The organism is Undibacterium pigrum (assembly GCF_003201815.1).
Classification (GTDB): Bacteria; Pseudomonadota; Gammaproteobacteria; order Burkholderiales; family Burkholderiaceae_D; genus Undibacterium; species Undibacterium pigrum.
The window spans coordinates 706,411-725,419 of the sequence record NZ_QJKB01000002.1; the positions used below are offsets into that span (position 1 = coordinate 706,411).

17 protein-coding genes are annotated in these 19,009 nt (G+C 51.2%); all 17 read left to right on the top strand.

Annotated features, from left to right (window positions below):
- Positions 1 to 5 precede the first annotated feature (5 nt).
- Complete coding sequence (locus DFR42_RS10120; protein ID WP_110254823.1) at positions 6 to 1,316, top strand: sugar MFS transporter; 1,311 nt, start codon at positions 6 to 8, stop codon at positions 1,314 to 1,316.
- A 135-nt stretch (positions 1,317 to 1,451) separates the two neighbouring features.
- Positions 1,452 to 1,898, top strand: a complete 447-nt coding sequence (locus tag DFR42_RS10125) for a hypothetical protein (RefSeq protein ID WP_110254824.1) — start codon at positions 1,452 to 1,454, stop codon at positions 1,896 to 1,898.
- Positions 1,899 to 2,335: 437 nt separating this feature from the next.
- Complete coding sequence (locus DFR42_RS10135) at positions 2,336 to 5,965, top strand: indolepyruvate ferredoxin oxidoreductase family protein (protein ID WP_110254826.1); 3,630 nt, start codon at positions 2,336 to 2,338, stop codon at positions 5,963 to 5,965.
- An 87-nt stretch (positions 5,966 to 6,052) separates the two neighbouring features.
- Positions 6,053 to 6,475, top strand: a complete 423-nt coding sequence (locus DFR42_RS10140; protein WP_110254827.1) for a hypothetical protein — start codon at positions 6,053 to 6,055, stop codon at positions 6,473 to 6,475.
- Between the two features lie 222 nt (positions 6,476 to 6,697).
- Positions 6,698 to 9,976, top strand: a complete 3,279-nt coding sequence (gene icmF, locus DFR42_RS10145) for a fused isobutyryl-CoA mutase/GTPase IcmF (RefSeq protein WP_110254828.1) — start codon at positions 6,698 to 6,700, stop codon at positions 9,974 to 9,976.
- A 324-nt stretch (positions 9,977 to 10,300) separates the two neighbouring features.
- On the top strand, positions 10,301 to 10,618 hold the full coding sequence (locus tag DFR42_RS10150) for a hypothetical protein (protein WP_110254829.1): 318 nt from the start codon (positions 10,301 to 10,303) through the stop codon (positions 10,616 to 10,618).
- 63 nt (positions 10,619 to 10,681) lie between these two features.
- Positions 10,682 to 10,951: a hypothetical protein gene (locus DFR42_RS10155; protein WP_110254830.1), complete on the top strand. Its 270-nt coding sequence runs from the start codon at positions 10,682 to 10,684 to the stop codon at positions 10,949 to 10,951.
- A 53-nt stretch (positions 10,952 to 11,004) separates the two neighbouring features.
- Positions 11,005 to 11,499: a nuclear transport factor 2 family protein gene (locus DFR42_RS10160; protein WP_110254831.1), complete on the top strand. Its 495-nt coding sequence runs from the start codon at positions 11,005 to 11,007 to the stop codon at positions 11,497 to 11,499.
- Positions 11,500 to 11,513: 14 nt separating this feature from the next.
- On the top strand, positions 11,514 to 11,810 hold the full coding sequence (locus DFR42_RS10165; RefSeq protein ID WP_110254832.1) for a cupin domain-containing protein: 297 nt from the start codon (positions 11,514 to 11,516) through the stop codon (positions 11,808 to 11,810).
- Positions 11,811 to 11,886: 76 nt separating this feature from the next.
- A complete protein-coding gene (locus tag DFR42_RS10170; protein ID WP_110254833.1) occupies positions 11,887 to 12,363 on the top strand; it encodes a VOC family protein in 477 nt (158 codons plus the stop codon).
- Between the two features lie 207 nt (positions 12,364 to 12,570).
- Positions 12,571 to 12,939 (top strand): hypothetical protein, encoded by a 369-nt coding sequence (locus tag DFR42_RS10175; protein WP_146218818.1) that lies wholly within the window; start codon positions 12,571 to 12,573, stop codon positions 12,937 to 12,939.
- A 181-nt stretch (positions 12,940 to 13,120) separates the two neighbouring features.
- A complete protein-coding gene (locus DFR42_RS10180; protein ID WP_110254835.1) occupies positions 13,121 to 13,618 on the top strand; it encodes a DinB family protein in 498 nt (165 codons plus the stop codon).
- A 10-nt stretch (positions 13,619 to 13,628) separates the two neighbouring features.
- Positions 13,629 to 14,060, top strand: a complete 432-nt coding sequence (locus tag DFR42_RS10185) for a GNAT family N-acetyltransferase (RefSeq protein WP_170133480.1) — start codon at positions 13,629 to 13,631, stop codon at positions 14,058 to 14,060.
- Between the two features lie 76 nt (positions 14,061 to 14,136).
- Entirely contained in the window at positions 14,137 to 15,720 is a 1,584-nt protein-coding gene (locus DFR42_RS10190) for a hypothetical protein (protein ID WP_146218819.1), read from the top strand.
- 106 nt (positions 15,721 to 15,826) lie between these two features.
- Positions 15,827 to 17,851 carry a PAS-domain containing protein gene (locus tag DFR42_RS10195; RefSeq protein ID WP_110254838.1) on the top strand — a complete coding sequence of 675 codons (2,025 nt, stop codon included), beginning with the start codon at positions 15,827 to 15,829 and terminating at the stop codon, positions 17,849 to 17,851.
- Between the two features lie 74 nt (positions 17,852 to 17,925).
- Positions 17,926 to 18,267: a zinc ribbon domain-containing protein YjdM gene (locus DFR42_RS10200; RefSeq protein WP_110254839.1), complete on the top strand. Its 342-nt coding sequence runs from the start codon at positions 17,926 to 17,928 to the stop codon at positions 18,265 to 18,267.
- Between the two features lie 30 nt (positions 18,268 to 18,297).
- Entirely contained in the window at positions 18,298 to 18,936 is a 639-nt protein-coding gene (locus DFR42_RS10205) for an SGNH/GDSL hydrolase family protein (RefSeq protein ID WP_110254840.1), read from the top strand.
- Positions 18,937 to 19,009 lie beyond the last annotated feature (73 nt).

The window sequence follows — 19,009 nt, forward strand, 5'->3', positions numbered from 1 at the left end:
CATTGATGGAAAATTCCTTACCCGTCACAGCCACAGCTACAACTACAACTTCACCTGGTCAGCAAGCCAGGAGTCAGACCAGTTCTCTCGTCATTGTGACCATACTGTTTTTCATGTGGGGCTTGCTGACTTCACTCAATGATGTCCTGATACCGCATCTGAAATCGATCTACACCCTCAGTTATCTGCAAGCGACGTTGGTGCAATTCTGTTTCTTTGGTGCTTATTTCATCGTCTCTTTACCGGCTGGCATGCTGATCAAAAAAATCGGTTATCAGAGCGGTGCTGTCACTGGCCTGGTCATTGCCGCGGGTGGTTGTGCCCTGTTTTATCCTGCTTCCATGGGCAGTTATGCCTTATTTCTGCTGGCGTTTTTTGTGCTGGCCTCCGGCATCACGATCTTGCAGGTGGCAGCCAATCCTTATGTGACCGTGCTGGGCGATGCAAGAACTGCATCCAGTCGCCTGACGCTGACACAGGCTTTCAATTCTTTGGGGACGACAGTAGCGCCGATTTTCGGCGGCATACTTATCTTGTCTGGCGCTGCTCTCACAGCCGTGGAAATCAATGCACTGCCAGCAGCAGAGCAAACTGCTTATCGCAGCAGTGCTGGTGCTGCTGTGCAAATGCCTTATCTGATGCTGGCGGCTGCTTTGCTCTTGCTGGCGATCTTATTTGCCTTTGCGCGTCTGCCCAAAATCAGCCACACAGAAGAAGCTGACACAGGTGTCAGCAGCGGCAAAGCATCGGTGCTATCGCATACGCATCTGGTGCTGGGTGCGATAGGTATTTTCCTGTACGTTGGAGGTGAGGTCAGCATAGGCAGCTTTCTCATTAGTTTCCTGGGTGAGTCACATATTGGTGGGTTGACGCCTGCCGTGGCTGCTCATTATGTGAGTTTTTATTGGGGTGGTGCGATGGTAGGTCGCTTCATAGGTTTTGCTGTCATGCGCAAGTTTAGCCCGGGCAAGACTCTGGCGTTTAATTCTGCTGCCGCCATAGCCCTGATTTTGACTGCCATCTACAGCCATGGTTCTCTGGCGATGTGGGCCATACTGGCAGTGGGCCTGTGTAATTCCATCATGTTCCCCACTATCTTCAGCATGGCATTGAACAAGCTCGGCAAATTTACTGGTCAGGGTTCGGGCATCTTGTGTATGGCGATAGTTGGTGGTGCGCTGGTGCCTTTCCTGCAGGGTTATCTGGCGGATACCCTCGGCCTGAATCTTTCCTTCTATGTGCCTGCAGCCTGCTATACCTTCATCCTGTATTTCGGCATACGTTATGCGGGTATGTACTCAAACAAAGCTGAATAGTTTTTTCCTTGCGCGGAAATTCGGGAGCTTCATGCTCCCATTTTTTTGCCTGTACTTTTTTCCTATGTTTTTTGCAAACACTGCCTGGATGAATAATAATGCACGCTCATTATTTGCATACTGGCGGCTGGGAAAATGACTGCTGTTAAAAAAGAAATCTGGGCGACACTGGCAGGCATCTCTGCCTTTCTTGGTGGCTTGTTGCATGTCATTGCCCTGATAGGCGGCGCAGACTGGATTTATTTTTTCCATGCGCCGCCCTCAGTGGTAGAGTCAGCGCGCCTGGGCACCTGGCTTGCCTCGGTGAGTACTTTATTCATAACAGCCCTGATGTGGCTGTGCAGCCTGTACGCATTTTCCGCCGCAGGATATCTGCGCCGCCTGCCATTGCTGCGCACAGGTTTGTTGGTGGTGGCCTTTATTTGCATAGTGCGCGGCCTGATCTTTTTTCCTTTGATCTTGATTAACTCAGCCTGGTTAAAGCGTCTGGATACTTTTGAGATAGTCGCTTCCGTGATCTGGCTTGCGATAGGTATATTTTTCGCGTTGGGCCTTCGTGCTGTTTGGAAAAAGTCTTGCTGAGCCTGTGAGCTACTTATTCATAGAACAAGTTGAACTTGAATTGCATGGCTATCATTTTTTGTGATACCCCTATTTTAATTCCATATTTTCCATCAACGCGTATTCCACCTACACTGTGAACACAGCAGATTTCAAAGGAAGTCGAAGAAGCGCTGCAGCGAAATTTCGAAAGCTTCTTTTGATGTCTCTTTGATTCGACCAGAGTGGTGTCAAGCATCGCGTAATCACCCCGTAGCATATCTGACGTTGGCAGATGTGATACAGATAGCGTCTTGATATCGAATTTTGTGTCGAATTCGAATAAAATGGTAGTTATCACTACCAACGCAACGAGAGCCTATCTCTGATACCTCGCTATAGGCTCCGAGCAAAATTGTGTCTTACCGGATACAACGCATGCTCTTTGCGATCTAAATCACAAATTTTGGAGCCACCTTATGTCATCCGACACCACCCTGGAGTCTGCTGGACTCTCGTCCCTGCCATCCCCGTCGTCTTCTGCCAAAGAAGTTCACACCGAGCCCGTCCAGGATGCGCTCGAAGCCAGCCAGATCACCAGCCCCCCGCAATTGAATGATGTGCAACTCGACGATAAATATACGTCGAACAGCGGCACGATCTTTTTGTCAGGCATACAAGCCCTGGTAAGGCTGCCCATGATGCAGCGCCAGCGTGACCTGGCTGCGGGCTTGAATACGGCGGGATTTATTTCCGGCTATCGTGGTTCCCCGCTGGGTGGCCTGGATGAAACATTGTGGAAAACCAAAAAGCTGCTGGAGCAAAACCATGTGCAGTTCGTGCCCGGTGTCAATGAAGACCTGGCAGCGACTGCAGTATGGGGCTCGCAAACAGTAGACCTGATAGGCCCTGCCAAATACGATGGTGTATTTGGCATGTGGTATGGCAAAGGCCCTGGCGTGGACCGTAGTGCTGACGTATTCAAGCACATGAACCATGCGGGCACATCGAAACACGGTGGCGTCCTGCTGGTGGCCGGTGATGACCATGGCGCTTATTCATCAACACTGCCGCATCAGTCTGACCATATTTTTTCGGCCTGCATGATACCCATGCTCTACCCCAGCAATGTGCAGGAATACCTGGACTTGGGCCTGCATGCCTGGGCCATGTCGCGCTTCTCTGGCTGCGCAGTGGGCTTCAAGGCGCTGGCGGATACGGTGGAATCCACTTCCTCGGTCGATGCCGACCCTTTCCGCCTGCAAATCAAGATACCGCAAGATTTTGTCATGCCTGAAGGTGGCCTGAATACGCGCCTGTCGCTTGATACCCTGGGCATACAGGCACGCAAGCAGGAAGCCCTGATGCAGGATTACAAAATCTATGCGGCCCTGGCCTATGCCCGTATCAACAAACTCAATCATGTCACCATAGACAGCCCGACTGCACGTCTGGGCATCGTCGCCTCTGGCAAGTCTTACCTCGATGTGCTGGAAGCGCTGGAAGAACTGGGCATCGATGAAAAATTCGCTGCCGAGATAGGCATACGCCTGTTCAAGGTATCCATGCCATGGCCGCTGGAACCGGATGGCGTGCGCGAATTCGCCCAGGGTCTCGATGAAATCCTGGTGGTTGAAGAAAAACGCCAAATGGTTGAGTACCAGCTCAAGGAACAACTATATAACTGGCGCGACGATGTGCGCCCGCGCGTCATCGGCAAGTTTGATGAAAAAGGCGAATGGGTACATCCTCGCGGTGAATGGCTGCTGACTTCCAAGGCTGATTTTTCAGTGGCACAAATTGCCCGCGTGATTTCTTCACGCATCGCACGCTTCCATACCAGCGATCTCATCAAGGCGCGCCTGGCATTTTTGGAAGCCAAGGATGTCGTGCTCAGCAAGCAGGTCAATACACCGGCACGCCCAGCTTATTATTGCTCAGGCTGCCCGCACAATACTTCGACCAAGGTGCCGGAAGGCAGCCTGGCGCTGGCAGGCATAGGTTGCCATGTCATGGCAACCGCGATTTATCCTGAATTCAATAAACTGACTACCCATATGGGCGGCGAAGGTGCGCCGTGGATAGGACAGGCCGCATTTTCGACCTTGCCGCATGTATTCCAGAATCTTGGTGATGGTACTTATTTCCATTCCGGTTATCTGGCAATACGCGCAGCAGTCGCTGCCAAGGTTAATATCACCTACAAGATTTTGTATAACGACGCGGTAGCGATGACGGGTGGGCAACCGGTCGATGGCATTATCAGCGTACCGATGATGGCGCAACAGATGGCCGCAGAAGGCGTCAAGCGCATCGCCCTGGTGACTGAGGATTTGTCGCGCTACACAGACCGTTCCAACCTGCCCAGCTTTTTAACTCTGCATGACCGCAAGGACATGGATGCCGTGCAACGTGAATTGCGCGATATCCCCGGTGCGACCGTACTCATTTACGACCAGACCTGTGCCGCCGAGAAACGCCGTCGTCGCAAAAAAGGCGAATTCCCTGACCCCAACCAGCGCATGTTCATCAATGAAGCAGTCTGCGAAGGTTGTGGCGACTGCGGTGTGCAATCCAACTGTACGTCCATCATGCCGGTGGAGACAGAATTTGGCCGCAAGCGCAGCATAGATCAATCGTCTTGCAACAAGGATTATTCCTGCGTCAAGGGCTTTTGCCCTAGCTTTGTGACCGTAGAAGGCGGCAAGCTGGTCAAGTCCAAAACCGGCACGGCAAAGACGGATGATTTTGGTGCTCTGCCAGAACCACAATTGCCAGCCTGTGAAAGCTCTTACAATATCCTGCTGAACGGCATAGGCGGTACGGGTGTCATCACCGTTGGTGCCCTGCTGGGCATGGCCGCACATCTTGAAGGCAAGGGCGCATCGGTACTCGACATGACAGGCATGTCGCAAAAAAATGGCTCGGTGACTTCGCACATACGCATCGTCAACCAGGCTGGCAAATTACGTGCACAGCGTATAGCGACGGGTGAAGCTGACCTGATCCTGGGCTGCGATATCCTGACTGCTGGCGCACATGACGCGATTTCCAAAATGCGTGCAGGCCGCACTCGTGCCGTCATCAATACCCATGAACAACCGACCGGTCCGTTTGCCAAAAATCCTGACTGGCAATTCCCGCTGGAGTCAGTTGAACACCTGATTTCTGAATCAGTCGGTGGCAATGTTGATTTCATCAATGCCACCAAACTGGCAACCGCCCTGATGGGCGACTCCATCGCCACCAATTTGTTCATGCTGGGTTTTGCCTACCAGAAGGGTGCGATACCCGTATCTGAAACGGCTTTGCTGCGAGCAATAGAACTGAATGGTGTGGCGATAGAGGCCAACAAGAAAGCCTTTCTCTGGGGCCGCCGTGCAGCGGTGGATTTTGCCCGCGTGGAAAAAATCGCCATCCCTGGCCAGCCTGTCGTCATCCAGATGCCGCAAAGCCTGGACGCCCTCGTCAAGCGCCGCATCGCGGTATTGACGGATTACCAGAACGCCGCCTATGCCCAGCAATATGCTGATCTCGTCGATAAAGTGCGCAAAGCGGAATCTGCATTGAATGCCGGTAACAAGTTCAGCATGGCAGTTGCCAAATACGCCTTCAAACTCATGGCCTACAAGGATGAATATGAAGTTGCACGTCTATATACCAATGGCGATTTCACCGCAAAACTGAAGCAACAGTTTGAAGGCGACTTCAGCCTGAAATTCAATCTGGCTCCGCCTATCTTCTCAAAAAAAGATGGACAGGGTCATCTGGTCAAGGCGCAATACGGCTCCTGGGTCTGGCAGGCATTCAAGCTGCTGGCCAAACTCAATGGCTTGCGTGGTACGGCACTGGATATCTTTGGCAAGACCGAAGAACGCAAGGCCGAGCGTGCGCTCGTTGTTGAATACACTGCGCTGATGGAAAAACTCGCTGCTGGTTTGAATGCGGATAATCTGGAGCAAGCCATTGCTCTCGCAAGCCTGCCTGAAAAGATACGCGGGTATGGTCATGTGAAGGAAAAGGCCATGCAGGCGTATCATGCAGAGAAAGCAGTTTTGCTGAAGCCTCAAAATACAACAGTGATCAAGGAAGTGTCGCGCGTAGCGTGAACGATGATCAGGCCAGGCTCACTTTCACAAAAGTGAGCCTGGCTGAATGTTGCAGAACAAGCTGACTAAAACTTTATCCTGTTCCGTATGTTCAAAAAACTCTTGTTGATATCAATAGCCGCATCTGGCCTGTGCATGGCAACTGCCGATGCTGCACCAGCCTCAATTTTGCGCCTCTACTTACCCCGGCTGGCGCTGGCTGGGGAAGATGGCGAACGGCTTACTGAATTCAAACTGACGCAAGCCTGCGGAGAATTCTGGGGCCTGACTGGCATCCCTAAAGACTGGAGTGTGGAAATTATCAGCCCGAGTTCTGGCACTGCGGTCTTGCATGCCAGTGCAGGTCATGGTGCTTCCAGTCTGTTTGATGTGCGCGCATGGAATGGGGTAGTACGCATAGCGGGTGCTCATGCTAGCTGCAAGGACTTGAGTGTGGTGCTTGTCACCGAAACAGGTGACAGACGCAAGGAATACCAATTGTCAGGGCGTGAATTGCAATTGCGCAAGTGAATGGTGCAATTAAGCAGAATATTCAAGCGGGATACTTAATGCAAGAATTGTCAATAAAATAATATGAGTGAATGCATGCAATTGAAGAATTGCATGAAAACTATGATTTCAATTTTTAATTGACGTTTACGTTAACGTCATATAACTTAGCCTAACCCAAACACAGTGATTATTGCCAAAAAGCAATAATCACTGTGATAAAACAAGACCGATGAGGAAGACATGACTGACCTGTCCGTTGCCCAGAACCTGACTGAATACAAACCTGCCAACAAAGTGCGCTTTGTTACCGCCGCTTCCCTGTTCGATGGCCATGATGCCTCGATCAATATCATGCGCCGCATTTTGATGGCAAATGGTGCTGAGGTGATCCATCTGGGCCATAACCGTTCGGTAGAAGAAATCGTCACTGCCGCCCTGCAGGAAGATGCCCAGGGCATCGCCATTTCCAGTTACCAGGGTGGTCATGTTGAATACTTCAAATACATGATAGACCTGCTCAAGCAACGCGGTGGTGCGCATATCAAGGTATTTGGCGGTGGCGGTGGTGTCATCGTGCCGGAAGAAATCGCCGATCTGCATGCCTATGGCGTGACCCGTATTTTCAGCCCTGAAGATGGCCAGCGCATGGGCCTGGTGGGCATGATTTTGTCGATGATACAGGCTTGCGACAGCGATCTGTCCGGCTACGCACCGACAACGCTGGCAGTATTGCAGCAAGGCGATATCGCCGACAAACACCGCCCGCTGGCACAATTGATTACCGCGCTGGAAAACGATAAGGTAGCGCCAGAATTGCGCACGCAATTGATGGATGCAGCAAAAGTCAGCAAGGCACCTACCCTGGGTATTACGGGTACTGGTGGTGCCGGTAAATCGTCACTGACAGATGAACTCATACGTCGTATACGCCTGGACCAGGATGATCACCTGAACATCGCCCTGATCTCCATCGATCCTTCACGCCGCAAATCTGGCGGTGCCTTGCTGGGTGACCGCATACGCATGAATGCCATCAACCCCTGGAAGGGCAAGCTCAAGGTTTTCATGCGTTCGCTGGCAACCCGTGAAGCGGGCTCAGAAATTTCACAAGCCTTGCCAGATGTGATTGCTGCCTGCAAGGTCGCCGGTTTTGACCTGGTCATCGTCGAGACTTCTGGCATAGGCCAGGGTGATGCGGCGATTGTGCCGCATGTTGATGTCTCGATGTATGTCATGACACCAGAATTTGGTGCTGCATCACAGCTGGAAAAAATCGACATGCTCGATTTTGCCGATTTTGTCGCCATCAATAAATTTGACCGCAAAGGTGCACAGGATGCCCTGCGCGATGTCGCCAAACAATACCAGCGAAATCGTGAATTGTGGACTCAGAAGCCAGATGAAATGCCAGTCTATGGCACGCAGGCTTCACGCTTCAATGATGATGGCGTGACTGCGCTGTACCAAGGCATTTTGCCAGCACTGGTGCAACGCGGTTTGCTGGCCAAGCCCAGCAAGCTGGCAGCCATCAGCGTCAAATATTCCAGCGCCAAAAACGTGATTGTGCCACCGGCACGCAGCCGTTACTTGGCTGAGATTGCTGATACGGTACGCGCCTATCACAAGAACACCGGCAAGCAGGTCTTGATTGCCCGTGAACGCCAGCAACTGCAAGAGACCAAGCGCATGCTGTCAGTGGCAGGCAAGTCTGCGGATTTTGATGACCTGATTACCGAGCGCGAAAACCGTTTGGATGGCGAATCCAAAAAACTCATCAGCATGTGGCCAGACATGCAGGCTGCCTATGCCGGTGATGAATATGTCGTCAAAATCCGAGACAAAGAGATACGCACCCGTCTGGTACAGCAATCCCTGTCTGGCACCAAGATACGCAAGGTGGCTTTACCGCGCTTTGTCGATCACGGTGAAATCCTGCGCTGGCTGATGCTGGAAAACGTTCCCGGTTCTTTCCCTTTCACTGCCGGTGTATTCGCCTTCAAACGCGAAGGTGAAGATCCTACCCGCATGTTTGCCGGTGAAGGTGATCCTTTCCGTACCAACCGCCGCTTCAAGCTGGTGTCGCAAGGCATGGATGCCAAGCGCCTGTCGACTGCCTTTGACTCGGTGACGCTGTATGGTGCAGACCCGGCCATACGTCCGGACATCTACGGCAAGGTCGGCAATTCCGGCGTTTCAGTCGCGACGCTGGAAGACATGAAGGTCTTGTATGATGGCTTTGATTTGTGTGATCCCGCCACATCGGTATCCATGACCATCAATGGCCCGGCACCGACGATACTGGCTTTCTTCATGAACACCGCAATCGATCAGCAGATGGAAAAATTCCGCGTCGATAACAAACGCGAACCGACTGCCGATGAATCCGCCAAGATACGCGCCTGGGTATTGCAAAATGTACGTGGCACGGTGCAGGCAGATATCCTGAAAGAAGATCAGGGGCAAAACACCTGCATCTTCTCGACAGAATTCTCGCTGAAGGTCATGGGCGATATACAGGAATATTTCGTCCATCATCAGGTGCGCAATTTCTATTCAGTTTCCATCTCTGGTTACCATATTGCTGAAGCAGGTGCGAACCCGATTTCTCAACTGGCCTTCACACTGTCAAATGGTTTCACATTTGTCGAAGCCTATCTGGCACGAGGCATGCACATTGATGATTTTGCGGCCAACCTGTCTTTCTTCTTCAGCAATGGCATGGACCCTGAATACACAGTACTGGGCCGCGTGGCCCGCCGTATCTGGGCAGTGGCGATGCGTGACAAATATGGTGCGAATGATCGCAGCCAGAAACTGAAATACCATATCCAGACCAGCGGCCGTTCCCTGCATGCGCAAGAGATCGATTTCAACGATATCCGCACCACGCTGCAAGCCCTGATTGCGATCTACGACAACTGCAACAGCCTGCACACCAATGCCTATGATGAGGCCATCACCACGCCTACTGATGAATCCGTACGCCGTGCTTTGGCTATCCAGCTCATCATCAACCGTGAATGGGGCCTGGCGAAAAACGAGAACCCTATCCAGGGCAGCTTCATCATCGAAGAATTGACCGACATGGTAGAAGAAGCCGTTATGCAAGAGTTTGAACGCATCGCTGAACGTGGTGGTGTACTGGGTGCCATGGAAACCGGCTATCAGCGCGGCAAGATACAGGAAGAATCCATGCACTATGAACACCTGAAACATGATGGCACTCTGCCCATCATCGGTGTGAATACCTTCCGCAATCCTAAAGCCAATGACACGCCGCAAAAGATAGAACTGGCGCGTTCTACTGAAGAAGAAAAGCAATCGCAGTTGCAACGCCTGGCGGATTTTCATGGCCGTCATGTGGACGTGGCACCGAAGGCGCTGGCAGCCTTGCAGCAGGCGGCGATCAATAATGAAAATGTGTTTGCCAGGTTGATGGATGCGGCGCGGGTTTGTTCGTTGGGGCAGATTACTACTGCGCTTTTTGAGGTAGGGGGACAATATCGACGCAACATGTGATGTCACGCTGATAAATCCATTAAGCGGGCGCATTACTGCGTTGCAAATGCTCGCAATACCGACGTATTGCTGTGCTTTGCGCCTTGTACTGCATCCCGCTGAATGAATTTCTCAGCGTGCCACGGATACGGTTTGTTGGCGGCGCTGCGCGCGCCTTTGTAAAACCCGTCAATTGCAGTTTTTTTTTAAATCCCGGACTTGTTCCGGGATTTTTGTTTTAAGCACGGCTAGACTTTTATCGGGAAAACATTGTGTATTGTTTGTTGATCTGATAATTTGTGCATTCTGCTTTGAAAGCATCAAATTATCAGTTGCAATATACTTATGCCAAGATTTTTTTCCCACGATTTCCCTCAATTTGAAATGCCGGATTTGAAAGAGCTTATTGAAAATCCTGGGCTCGACTTAATCGGAAGTACGTTGGGAGAACTTGTTATCGACCTTGAAAATAAAAAGGGAATTTACGTTATTCCGGACGATGCTCTCAAGTATTTCAAGTACTTCCAAAATCGACAATCTTCCGAATTTATGCTTGTCGATATTCATATCAGACGCAATGGTGAGGAAATTTGTCCCAAACAGGATTTAATGTTCCCTCTTTTCCCCGACGATACGGTAGAAGCAGGGATGCTTATTTGCTGAGCTTGAGTTTGTAATTGCTATTTACCAGGCCTTATTAGCCTGGCCACGAGATGGAGTCTTATCATGCCAATTAAATTGCGCAATATAGCGAAAGCCTTAGCAGGATTGTCTTGTCTGTTTGTTCTTAGCGCCTGCAACAAACCACCTGAGCCCAAGGTGGATGCCAGTGCTTCTGCTTCGGCTAATTTTCTTTCCGAGCAGAAAGCGCAGATGGATAAGGCGAAAGAGGCGGCGCAGTTGATGCAGCAAAAGGCGGATGAACAAAGGGCGATAGTTGAGGTCCAAACTGGTGGGGCTGCTGCCAAGCCTGCCAAGGGTGATGCTGGTAAGTAATCTTCAGCCTGGCAGGAGTGCTTAGCAGTATATTTTTTCCTATAGGAGCATACATGTTGATATCTTTTCGCCGTCTCGCCCTGGTGTCCTGCCTGGGCCTGCCCTTGCTTGCTCACGCGCAACTGCCTGTGCAAGCCAATCCTGATCATGAAGCCATGCTGGCCAGTACGGATGCGCGGCTGGCTGCCAACAAGCGGCTGGTATATGACTTTTGGCGTGAAGTGTTTGAAGGTGGGCATATGGAGAGGGCAGATAAATATCTGGCGGAATCCTATATGCAGCATAATCCCAATGTAGCGACCGGGCGTGCGGCTTTTACTGAGCTTTTCAGCAAATTCGTCAAACCAAAAGATATACAGGCAAAGGTCAAGGCACCGCTGGTGGCGATTACTGCTGAAGGTGATAAAGTGATCCTCAGTTTTGTCAGCACCGTGCCTGACCCGAAAGATGCGGGCAAGAAATACACGACAACCTGGTTTGACATGTTCCGTATAGAAAATGGGAAAATTGCAGAGCATTGGGACCCGGCTTTAAAAGACAATAATTGAGAGGTTTGCACTAGATGCTGCATAAGAATTTGATTTCCGAGGCTGCTGCTTTGCCAGTCGCCTGGCGTTCTACAGTACTGGGCAAGGCAGGCGGTGCGCAAGTCAAGGTCTTGCGCATGGATGAATGCGACTACCCCGATGAAACCCATGATTTTACTGAAGCGCTGCTGGTGCTGGACGGGCAAATGAATCTTGATATCCACGGTGAGATTGTCGCCGTCAAGGCGGGTGAGCTATATCTGGTGCCTGCCCATACACCGCATGCGGTCGCGGCTGGCAGCAGGGGTACTTTGATCATCATTGATCAATAATGCAGTAATGCAGAATTGAGTTTTGGCTGTAGCTTGTAAATCCTCTTGTATCTATATTTAAAATGGAGACGGCATCATGCAAAAAATTACCCCTACCCTCTGGTTTGATCACCAGGCTGAAGACGCAGTCAATTTTTACCTCGACATCTTCAAGGATGCAAAAATCCTGGATGTAGTGCGCTATGGCGAAGGTGCGCCCTTGCCCAAGGATACGGTACTGACCATCAAGTTCACCATGGCAGGGCAAGAATTCGTCGCCCTGAATGGTGGGCCTGTATATAGCTTCACTCCTGCCGTTTCTTTCGTCATCGATTGTGAAACGCAGGAAGAGGTGGATTATTACTGGGACAAATTGTTGGCTGGCGGTGGTCAGGAAAGCCAGTGTGCCTGGCTCACTGACAAATATGGTCTGTCCTGGCAAGTCGTACCGCAAGCATTGATCCGTTATCTCGGTGATGCCGACCCTGCCAAGGCGCGGAGAGTCATGATGGCCATGTTTCAGATGAAAAAAATCATTATTGCTGATCTCGAAAAGGCTTACGCGGGCTCCTGATTTGTAAAATGTGTAAGTGTTTTTACCCGCTGTAAACATCCCGCTTTATTTATGTAAAAGTACCAGACATGTCAGCTTCAGATGCATTTTCTGAGCCTGTTTTTTCTGGATTTTATACAACTCTCATGCATGCAAAGGTACATACAATTGAAATTCTTGAAATCATCAATAGCGGCGTTTTTCCTATTCGCCATCGCAGGGTTTAGCATGGCACAAACCGCCGTTGTTAACCCTTACGGAAAATTCCTCGAAGGCGAGGATGTAGAAATCGAAGTAGCGCATTTTGCGGCCAAAAACGCCAATGGCTTATATGATGTCTTGCTGAAGATGCGCGGCGCCGCTGCTTTCAATGCAGGCATAGATGGCAAGACTATTAAATACACGGCTGTGCCTGGCGGCTCTGGAGTTGATTATCAGTTCAACGGAAAAACCCGCATGACCATGCGCCAGAATAATGGCATTTCTCAATATCAGGTCTACCTTGATGGCAGAGGCATTGCTATCAGCGAAGTCAGAGTACGCTCCCAGGAAGTGCGGCCCCTGCATTTGCTGACGGCCTCAACAGAAGGCAAGTAAATAGTTTCCATCAAATGCCTGTTCAACTGACAGGCATTTTTTTCGTCTGCACTATTTCATGCCGCCAGTGCCCTGCAAAATTAAGCATTAGTAGCTAAAATGCATGTTGCTGATGTTATCTGTTCGTTTGTCTATGCAGACAAATGCAGGTCAGAAATAAATAAGTATTTTCAGAGACTATATGCATACCAAAAAACTTTTATTGAGCTTGTTTGAATACAAGGCCTGGGCCAATGCTGAGTTGTATCAGTTGATGACCAGTGTGTCTGGAGATACTTACGCACGTGAGTTGCATGATGCTATCCGCATTCTCAATCATATCTATGTCGTTGATCAGATCTTTGTAGCCAACCTGCAAGGGCAGCGCCATGCTTACACATCTTTGAATACCAAAGAGACTCCCGTGCTGGCAGATTTGCAGCAAGCTGTGCAGACAACAGACCTGTGGTACCAGACTTACATCGCTAGCCAGACAGAGGATAGCTTCGGCGAAGATATCCATTTCACTTTTGTCGATGGCAAGCCGGGCTGCATGTCACGCGGTGAAATGCTCTTGCATGTGGTTACGCACGGCAATTATCACCGCGGTGCCGTGGGCCGCATCCTGTTCCAGATCGGAACGCAACCACCTCGCGATACCCTGACAGTATTTTTGAGCCAGGCTGCGGCGCAGTCCTGATTTTTTTACTTTGACCATCATACGCAAAGCCTGTGAACAGGACGCTGATGCCTTGCAGGCTATCTACCGCGAATGCGTCATAACGGCCGCATGGCAGCAACGTGCAGCAGACACCATTCCTGATTTTGCTCAGGTCAGTCGCGGTGAGACGGTGTGGCTTGCCGTTGATGACAACGATAATGCCAGGGCTGTTCTGGCTGTACAGGAAGCCGGGGCGTATATCCACCACTTGTATGTAGCTCCTGATATGCAGGGGCGGGGACTGGGCAAGGCATTGTTACAGCACCTTCAAACCTGCATCCCTTTTCCCTGGCGTTTAAAATGCGTGGCGAAAAACCATGTGGCGCTCGGTTTTTATGAACATCTGGGCTGGCACCAGATCGAACAGGGACAGGGAGAAGACGGGATATATTATCTGCTCGAGCACACCGGACCAATCTAAACAAAAACAACACTGGGGAATATTGACGATGAGACCTGGCCATTTTTTTGCGTGCTGCCTTTTGACATTTGCTGGCATGACCAGGGCAGATGTCGATATCAACATCAGGCTGCTGCCATCAAAGGCTCTGGAAGTAAGTTATCAGGTGCCACTGACATGTAATGCTGTCACCTTCAAGAAAAATGGTAGCGATGTGGCAAAAATGCGCAGCACCTGGCTAGCACTTGATGATTGCGGCAAGGCAGATGGACAGCAATTGAGTCGGCAGCAGGCTGCATGTACACACTGGCGTTTTCAGGTGCCGGCATCAACGGATGGGATCTGGGGTTATCCGGCGGCTTTTCCAGTGGGTGATGCAATGTATGTCCACACCAGCAATTTTGCTGTCGATGACAGTTGCGGCAAGTCCAGTTACAGCTTCAGTGCACCAGGCATTGCCATGCATGCACAGGTGCTTGCAGAGCATGCTCAGCCTGCTGTGGAGAAAGCGGCAAATATGTCGGTTTTGTTGATGCCAAAGGTATTCAGGGCTGATGGCGACTTCATTGGCTATTTTGATCCTGCACTGGGGGAAGCCAATATCAGCAACATACGCAGGGTGGCCGGTGACAGCATCGCATTCCTGCGCCGGGCCATGCCGAAAGCGACTTTTGAGATGCCTGTTATCGCTGCTGCCAGGGTCAGCGGCCCAGGCGGCCCCAGACCAGACGGAGATGCCAGTGATGTCTTGCGCCTGGGACTATTCAACTGGCCAGCGCAGCCGGATGCAGGGACACAACGCATGATGACCTTGTTTGTGTCACATGAATTCAGCCACCGTTTCCAGATGCGGGACGCGGTTGATGCCTATGCTAATGCGCGCCTGATGCATGAAGGCGGGGCAGAATTCATGCGCTGGCTGATGGCGCTACAAAAGGGATGGTTGACGAAGGAGCAGGCGGCTGAAGACCTGGACATGGCCCTGAGTGAGTGTTTGCTAGGGGTGCGCAATGCTAGTTGGGGCAAGTTGAGCGCAAGGCAGATACGCAATGGCAGGCTAGAATACCATTGTGGTCTGGCAGCCTATGTTTATGGGCTTGCTGCGAGGAAGGGCAAGGCCAGTCCCTTTGAACGTCTGGATGGTTTTTATGAACAATTGCGGCTGGCAAAGACACAGTCACCGCCAGACTTTGCCTATGCCCTGGAATGCGGCCAGGAACAGGCATGTCAGGCTATATGGTTACCACGTCTGCTGGGCAAGGATGAAAGCATGCAGGCAGTCTGGGCAGACTTATTCGCACAAACCGGGTTTGCCAATGCCATTGCTGCCAGCCTGCAGCAAAAAAATGCCATGATCAACATGCTCATGCAGGGAGTGATGACAGAAGACTGTGGCAGCAGCAGTACCTACCCACAGACAGACAAACTGGGCATAGGCGAGGTCAAGGGTTGTAAACTGCTCAGGGATGGTATGAATATCATCAAGGCAGAAAACCTGCCTCTGTATAATCATCCCGATACCCTGGCGGCGGCTGTGGCTGCCTGCAAGCTGCGTTCACAGGTCAGGCTGAGTATGGAGTCGGGGCTGGAAATGGATTTGCCCTGCAAGCAGGTTTATCAGCCGGTTGGGCAATTTTACGCGGTGGACATGACAAAATTGCTGGCTGGCCTGAACCGCTGACAGTATTAATTTGTAGCAAGCATATTTGCCGCTTGTAGTCTGGACGGGTTTGAGGAATACTGGAAAAATCTGTTTCTGTACTGTTTCAACTTATTCAAGGCTATTCATGTCAGGCAAAGTTGAGGTATCCGGAGTTGCTCTATACCGCGCCATGGTAGACCAGGCTCTGGATGCCGTGCTGGTGCTGGAAGACGGTGCCGTCAGGGATAGTAATCTCGCTGCCACAACCATGTTTTGCTTGTCGGAAGAGCAAATACTTTCTAGCACATTCATGCAACTGTCTTCCGCAAGCCAGCGAGAAGCGCAGCATACATTTGAGATGCACATGGGGCTGGCCATGCAAGGCCAGCCCCAGCGCTTTGAATGGTCTTGCTGCCGCGCAGATGGTAGTTCGTTTGCCTCTGAAGTAAGCCTGGGCTTGCTTGAAGACGGTGCCAGAAAAATGTTGATTGTTACTGTACGCGATATCACAGCCTGTCAATATGCTGAGCGCTCGGCTTACCATAAGGGGGAAAAACTGCGCGTCCTGCTCGAAAATTTCCCCGGTGGCGTTTCCCTGATTGATGAAAACCTCAGGGTTGTTGCCTGGAATTCTGAACTCCTGCGTATGCTGGATTTACCCGCAGCCTTGTTTGATGGGCAGCCACCGCTTGCGCGAGAAGTGTTTGAAGCCAATATCAGACGTGGTGAATACGGTGAATTCAGCAACGCCAGCGATGAAGAAAAACTGGCCAAGCTCATGGCCATCATACAAAGTGACACACCTTATACTTACGAACGTTTGCGTTCTGATGGCAGCATCATAGAAGTGCGCGGGGTGCCGGTAGAGGGAGGCGGTTTTGTCACCACCTGCATGGATGTGACTGCCAAGCGCCGCATAGAAATCGAGTTTCGCAAACAATCCCTGTTCCTGAAAGCCGTGCTGGCCCACATGCCTCAGGGATTGAGCGTGTTCGATGAGCAGTTAAAGCTTTACCTGTGGAATCAGGGTTTTCTCGATGTACTTGATTACCATCCTGATACCATCTATCAGGGAGTGGCTTTTGAAGATTTATTGCGCATCATGGCCGAGCGCGGCGAATATGGCGAAGGTGATATAGAAGAACTCATCGCCACCCGCCTGCAACTGGCCAGGCAGTTCCAGGCGCATGAATTTGAACGAACGCGCCCGAATGCCCACACTCATCTGGTACAGGGCAAGCCCATCCATGAAAACGGCAAGTTGCAAGGATTTGTCACTACTTATACTGATATCACCGAGCTCAAGAAAGTGCAGACTGCCTTATCCAAGGCTAATGCCCTGCTAGAGCAGAATATCGCCGAACGTACCACTGAATTGCGCCATACCCAGGATGATCTGATGCGCAGCGAAAAACTGGCTGCCATGGGCGCACTGGTGGCCAGCGTCGCGCATGAACTCAATACACCTATCGGTAACAGCCTGCTGACTGCCAGCACCCTGCATGCGAGAACCCGGGAGTTCGCCCAGAAAATAAGTGATGGCAATATCCTCCGTTCGGATCTGGCAGCTTACCTGCAGGCAGCACAACATGCCAGTGAGCTCATAGAACATGGCTTGAACAATGCGGCTGACCTGGTGGCCAGTTTCAAGCAAGTGGCTGTAGATCAGGCCAGTTCCAAGCGCCGCCGTTTTCAGCTCAACAAGGTTTGCCATGATGTGATTGCCACCATGATGGCCAAGATACGTCAGGCAGGCTTGCAGATCAGCGTGGATATTCCTGAGCATATAGAGCTGGACAGCTTCCCAGGCCCACTGGACCAGGTGATCTGTAATCTGATTGACAATGCCATCCTGCACGCTTTTGAAGGCAAGCCTGATGGCCAGATATGGATCAGTGCCATCCTGCCAGGGCAGGACAGGGTAGAGCTGCGTTTTGACGATAATGGTATCGGCATACCTGCAGAAAATCTGGGCCGCGTATTTGATCCCTTCTTCACTACCAAACTGGGACAGGGCGGTACCGGGCTGGGCATGAATATCGTCTATAACATCATCACCAGCCTGCTGGGAGGTGATATACGCATAGAAAGTGAAGAGGGGGCAGGTGCCAGCTTCATCATGCAAATCCCACTGGTCGCAACTGTCAATGACACAGGGCCTGCTGACTAAGCTACTCGGGTATTGCCAGTTTCAGGCAGGTGGTCGGCTATACTGTCTTTCTTTTTGCATCAAGAAAGTCCAGCATGTCTCAATTCCCCGCCTGTCCCGTCTGTTCCATGGAAAATACTTATCCTGACGGTGACAATTACATCTGCGCTGATTGCGCCCATGAATGGCCCATGCAGGCAGTCAGCGCCGCTGATGATAATGATGAGCGCATCGTCAAGGATTCCAATGGCAATGTGCTGGCAGATGGTGATGCCGTGGTCATCATCAAGGACTTGAAAGTCAAGGGCTCTTCCACCACCCTGAAGATGGGCACCAAGGTCAAAAGCATACGCCTGGTCGGTGGGGACCATGAAGTCGATTGTAAAATGGATGCAGGCAATTTCATGCTGAAAGCCTGTTACCTGAAAAAAGTCTGAGCCAACTACAAACATAAGCTGGAGCCTAGCATGCGACACATACTGGTCTATGGTGATTCCCTGTCCTGGGGCCTGATCCCAACGACGCGCAAGCGCCTGAATTTTGAAGAACGCTGGCCGGGCGTGCTGGAGATAGGCCTCAATAGCGCCGATCATCATGTGCGTGTGGTGGAAGACTGCCTCAATGGTCGCCGCACTGTCTGGGAAGATCCGTTCAAACCCGGGCGTAATGGTAGCCAGGGCCTGGCGCAACGCATAGAAACCCTGACCCCGCTGTCACTGGTGATCGTCATGCTGGGCATCAATGATTTCCAGTCCATGCACCAGAATGACGCTTGGTTATCGGCCCAGGGTCTGGCTGTGATTATCAATACCATACGCCAGGCGCCTATAGAGCCGGGCATGCAGGTGCCGCCCATACTCATCGTCGTGCCACCTCCGCCCAGCATACCCAGAGGGGCGATCGCTCCCAAGTTCACAGGCTGCGAAGAAAGGTCTGCCGGTCTGGCCGATGCCTATAAGGAAGTTGCTGCCGCTGCAGGCTGTCACTTCTTTGATGCGGGCAGCGTAGTCACTTCCAGCGAATATGACGGTGTGCACCTTGATGCTGACCAGCATTTGATACTGGGCTGGGAGCTGGTCGGTGTGGTGACTGCCATCTTGAATTAGTACAGTTTGATATAGAGTTCAGGTAAAAAATAAGCCAGCTTCATGCTGGCTTATTCTTTTGTTGCATCAAGAA

Coding starts and splice junctions, on each gene's coding strand:
- DFR42_RS10150 (WP_110254829.1), top strand. CDS start 10,301: ATGCCAAGATTTTTTTCCCACGATTTCCCTCAATTTGAAATGCCGGAT.
- icmF (WP_110254828.1), top strand. CDS start 6,698: ATGACTGACCTGTCCGTTGCCCAGAACCTGACTGAATACAAACCTGCC.
- DFR42_RS10195 (WP_110254838.1), top strand. CDS start 15,827: ATGTCAGGCAAAGTTGAGGTATCCGGAGTTGCTCTATACCGCGCCATG.
- DFR42_RS10170 (WP_110254833.1), top strand. CDS start 11,887: ATGCAAAAAATTACCCCTACCCTCTGGTTTGATCACCAGGCTGAAGAC.
- DFR42_RS10200 (WP_110254839.1), top strand. CDS start 17,926: ATGTCTCAATTCCCCGCCTGTCCCGTCTGTTCCATGGAAAATACTTAT.
- DFR42_RS10155 (WP_110254830.1), top strand. CDS start 10,682: ATGCCAATTAAATTGCGCAATATAGCGAAAGCCTTAGCAGGATTGTCT.
- DFR42_RS10125 (WP_110254824.1), top strand. CDS start 1,452: ATGACTGCTGTTAAAAAAGAAATCTGGGCGACACTGGCAGGCATCTCT.
- DFR42_RS10190 (WP_146218819.1), top strand. CDS start 14,137: ATGACCAGGGCAGATGTCGATATCAACATCAGGCTGCTGCCATCAAAG.
- DFR42_RS10180 (WP_110254835.1), top strand. CDS start 13,121: ATGCATACCAAAAAACTTTTATTGAGCTTGTTTGAATACAAGGCCTGG.
- DFR42_RS10120 (WP_110254823.1), top strand. CDS start 6: ATGGAAAATTCCTTACCCGTCACAGCCACAGCTACAACTACAACTTCA.
- DFR42_RS10165 (WP_110254832.1), top strand. CDS start 11,514: ATGCTGCATAAGAATTTGATTTCCGAGGCTGCTGCTTTGCCAGTCGCC.
- DFR42_RS10175 (WP_146218818.1), top strand. CDS start 12,571: ATGGCACAAACCGCCGTTGTTAACCCTTACGGAAAATTCCTCGAAGGC.
- DFR42_RS10135 (WP_110254826.1), top strand. CDS start 2,336: ATGTCATCCGACACCACCCTGGAGTCTGCTGGACTCTCGTCCCTGCCA.
- DFR42_RS10140 (WP_110254827.1), top strand. CDS start 6,053: ATGTTCAAAAAACTCTTGTTGATATCAATAGCCGCATCTGGCCTGTGC.
- DFR42_RS10160 (WP_110254831.1), top strand. CDS start 11,005: ATGTTGATATCTTTTCGCCGTCTCGCCCTGGTGTCCTGCCTGGGCCTG.
- DFR42_RS10205 (WP_110254840.1), top strand. CDS start 18,298: ATGCGACACATACTGGTCTATGGTGATTCCCTGTCCTGGGGCCTGATC.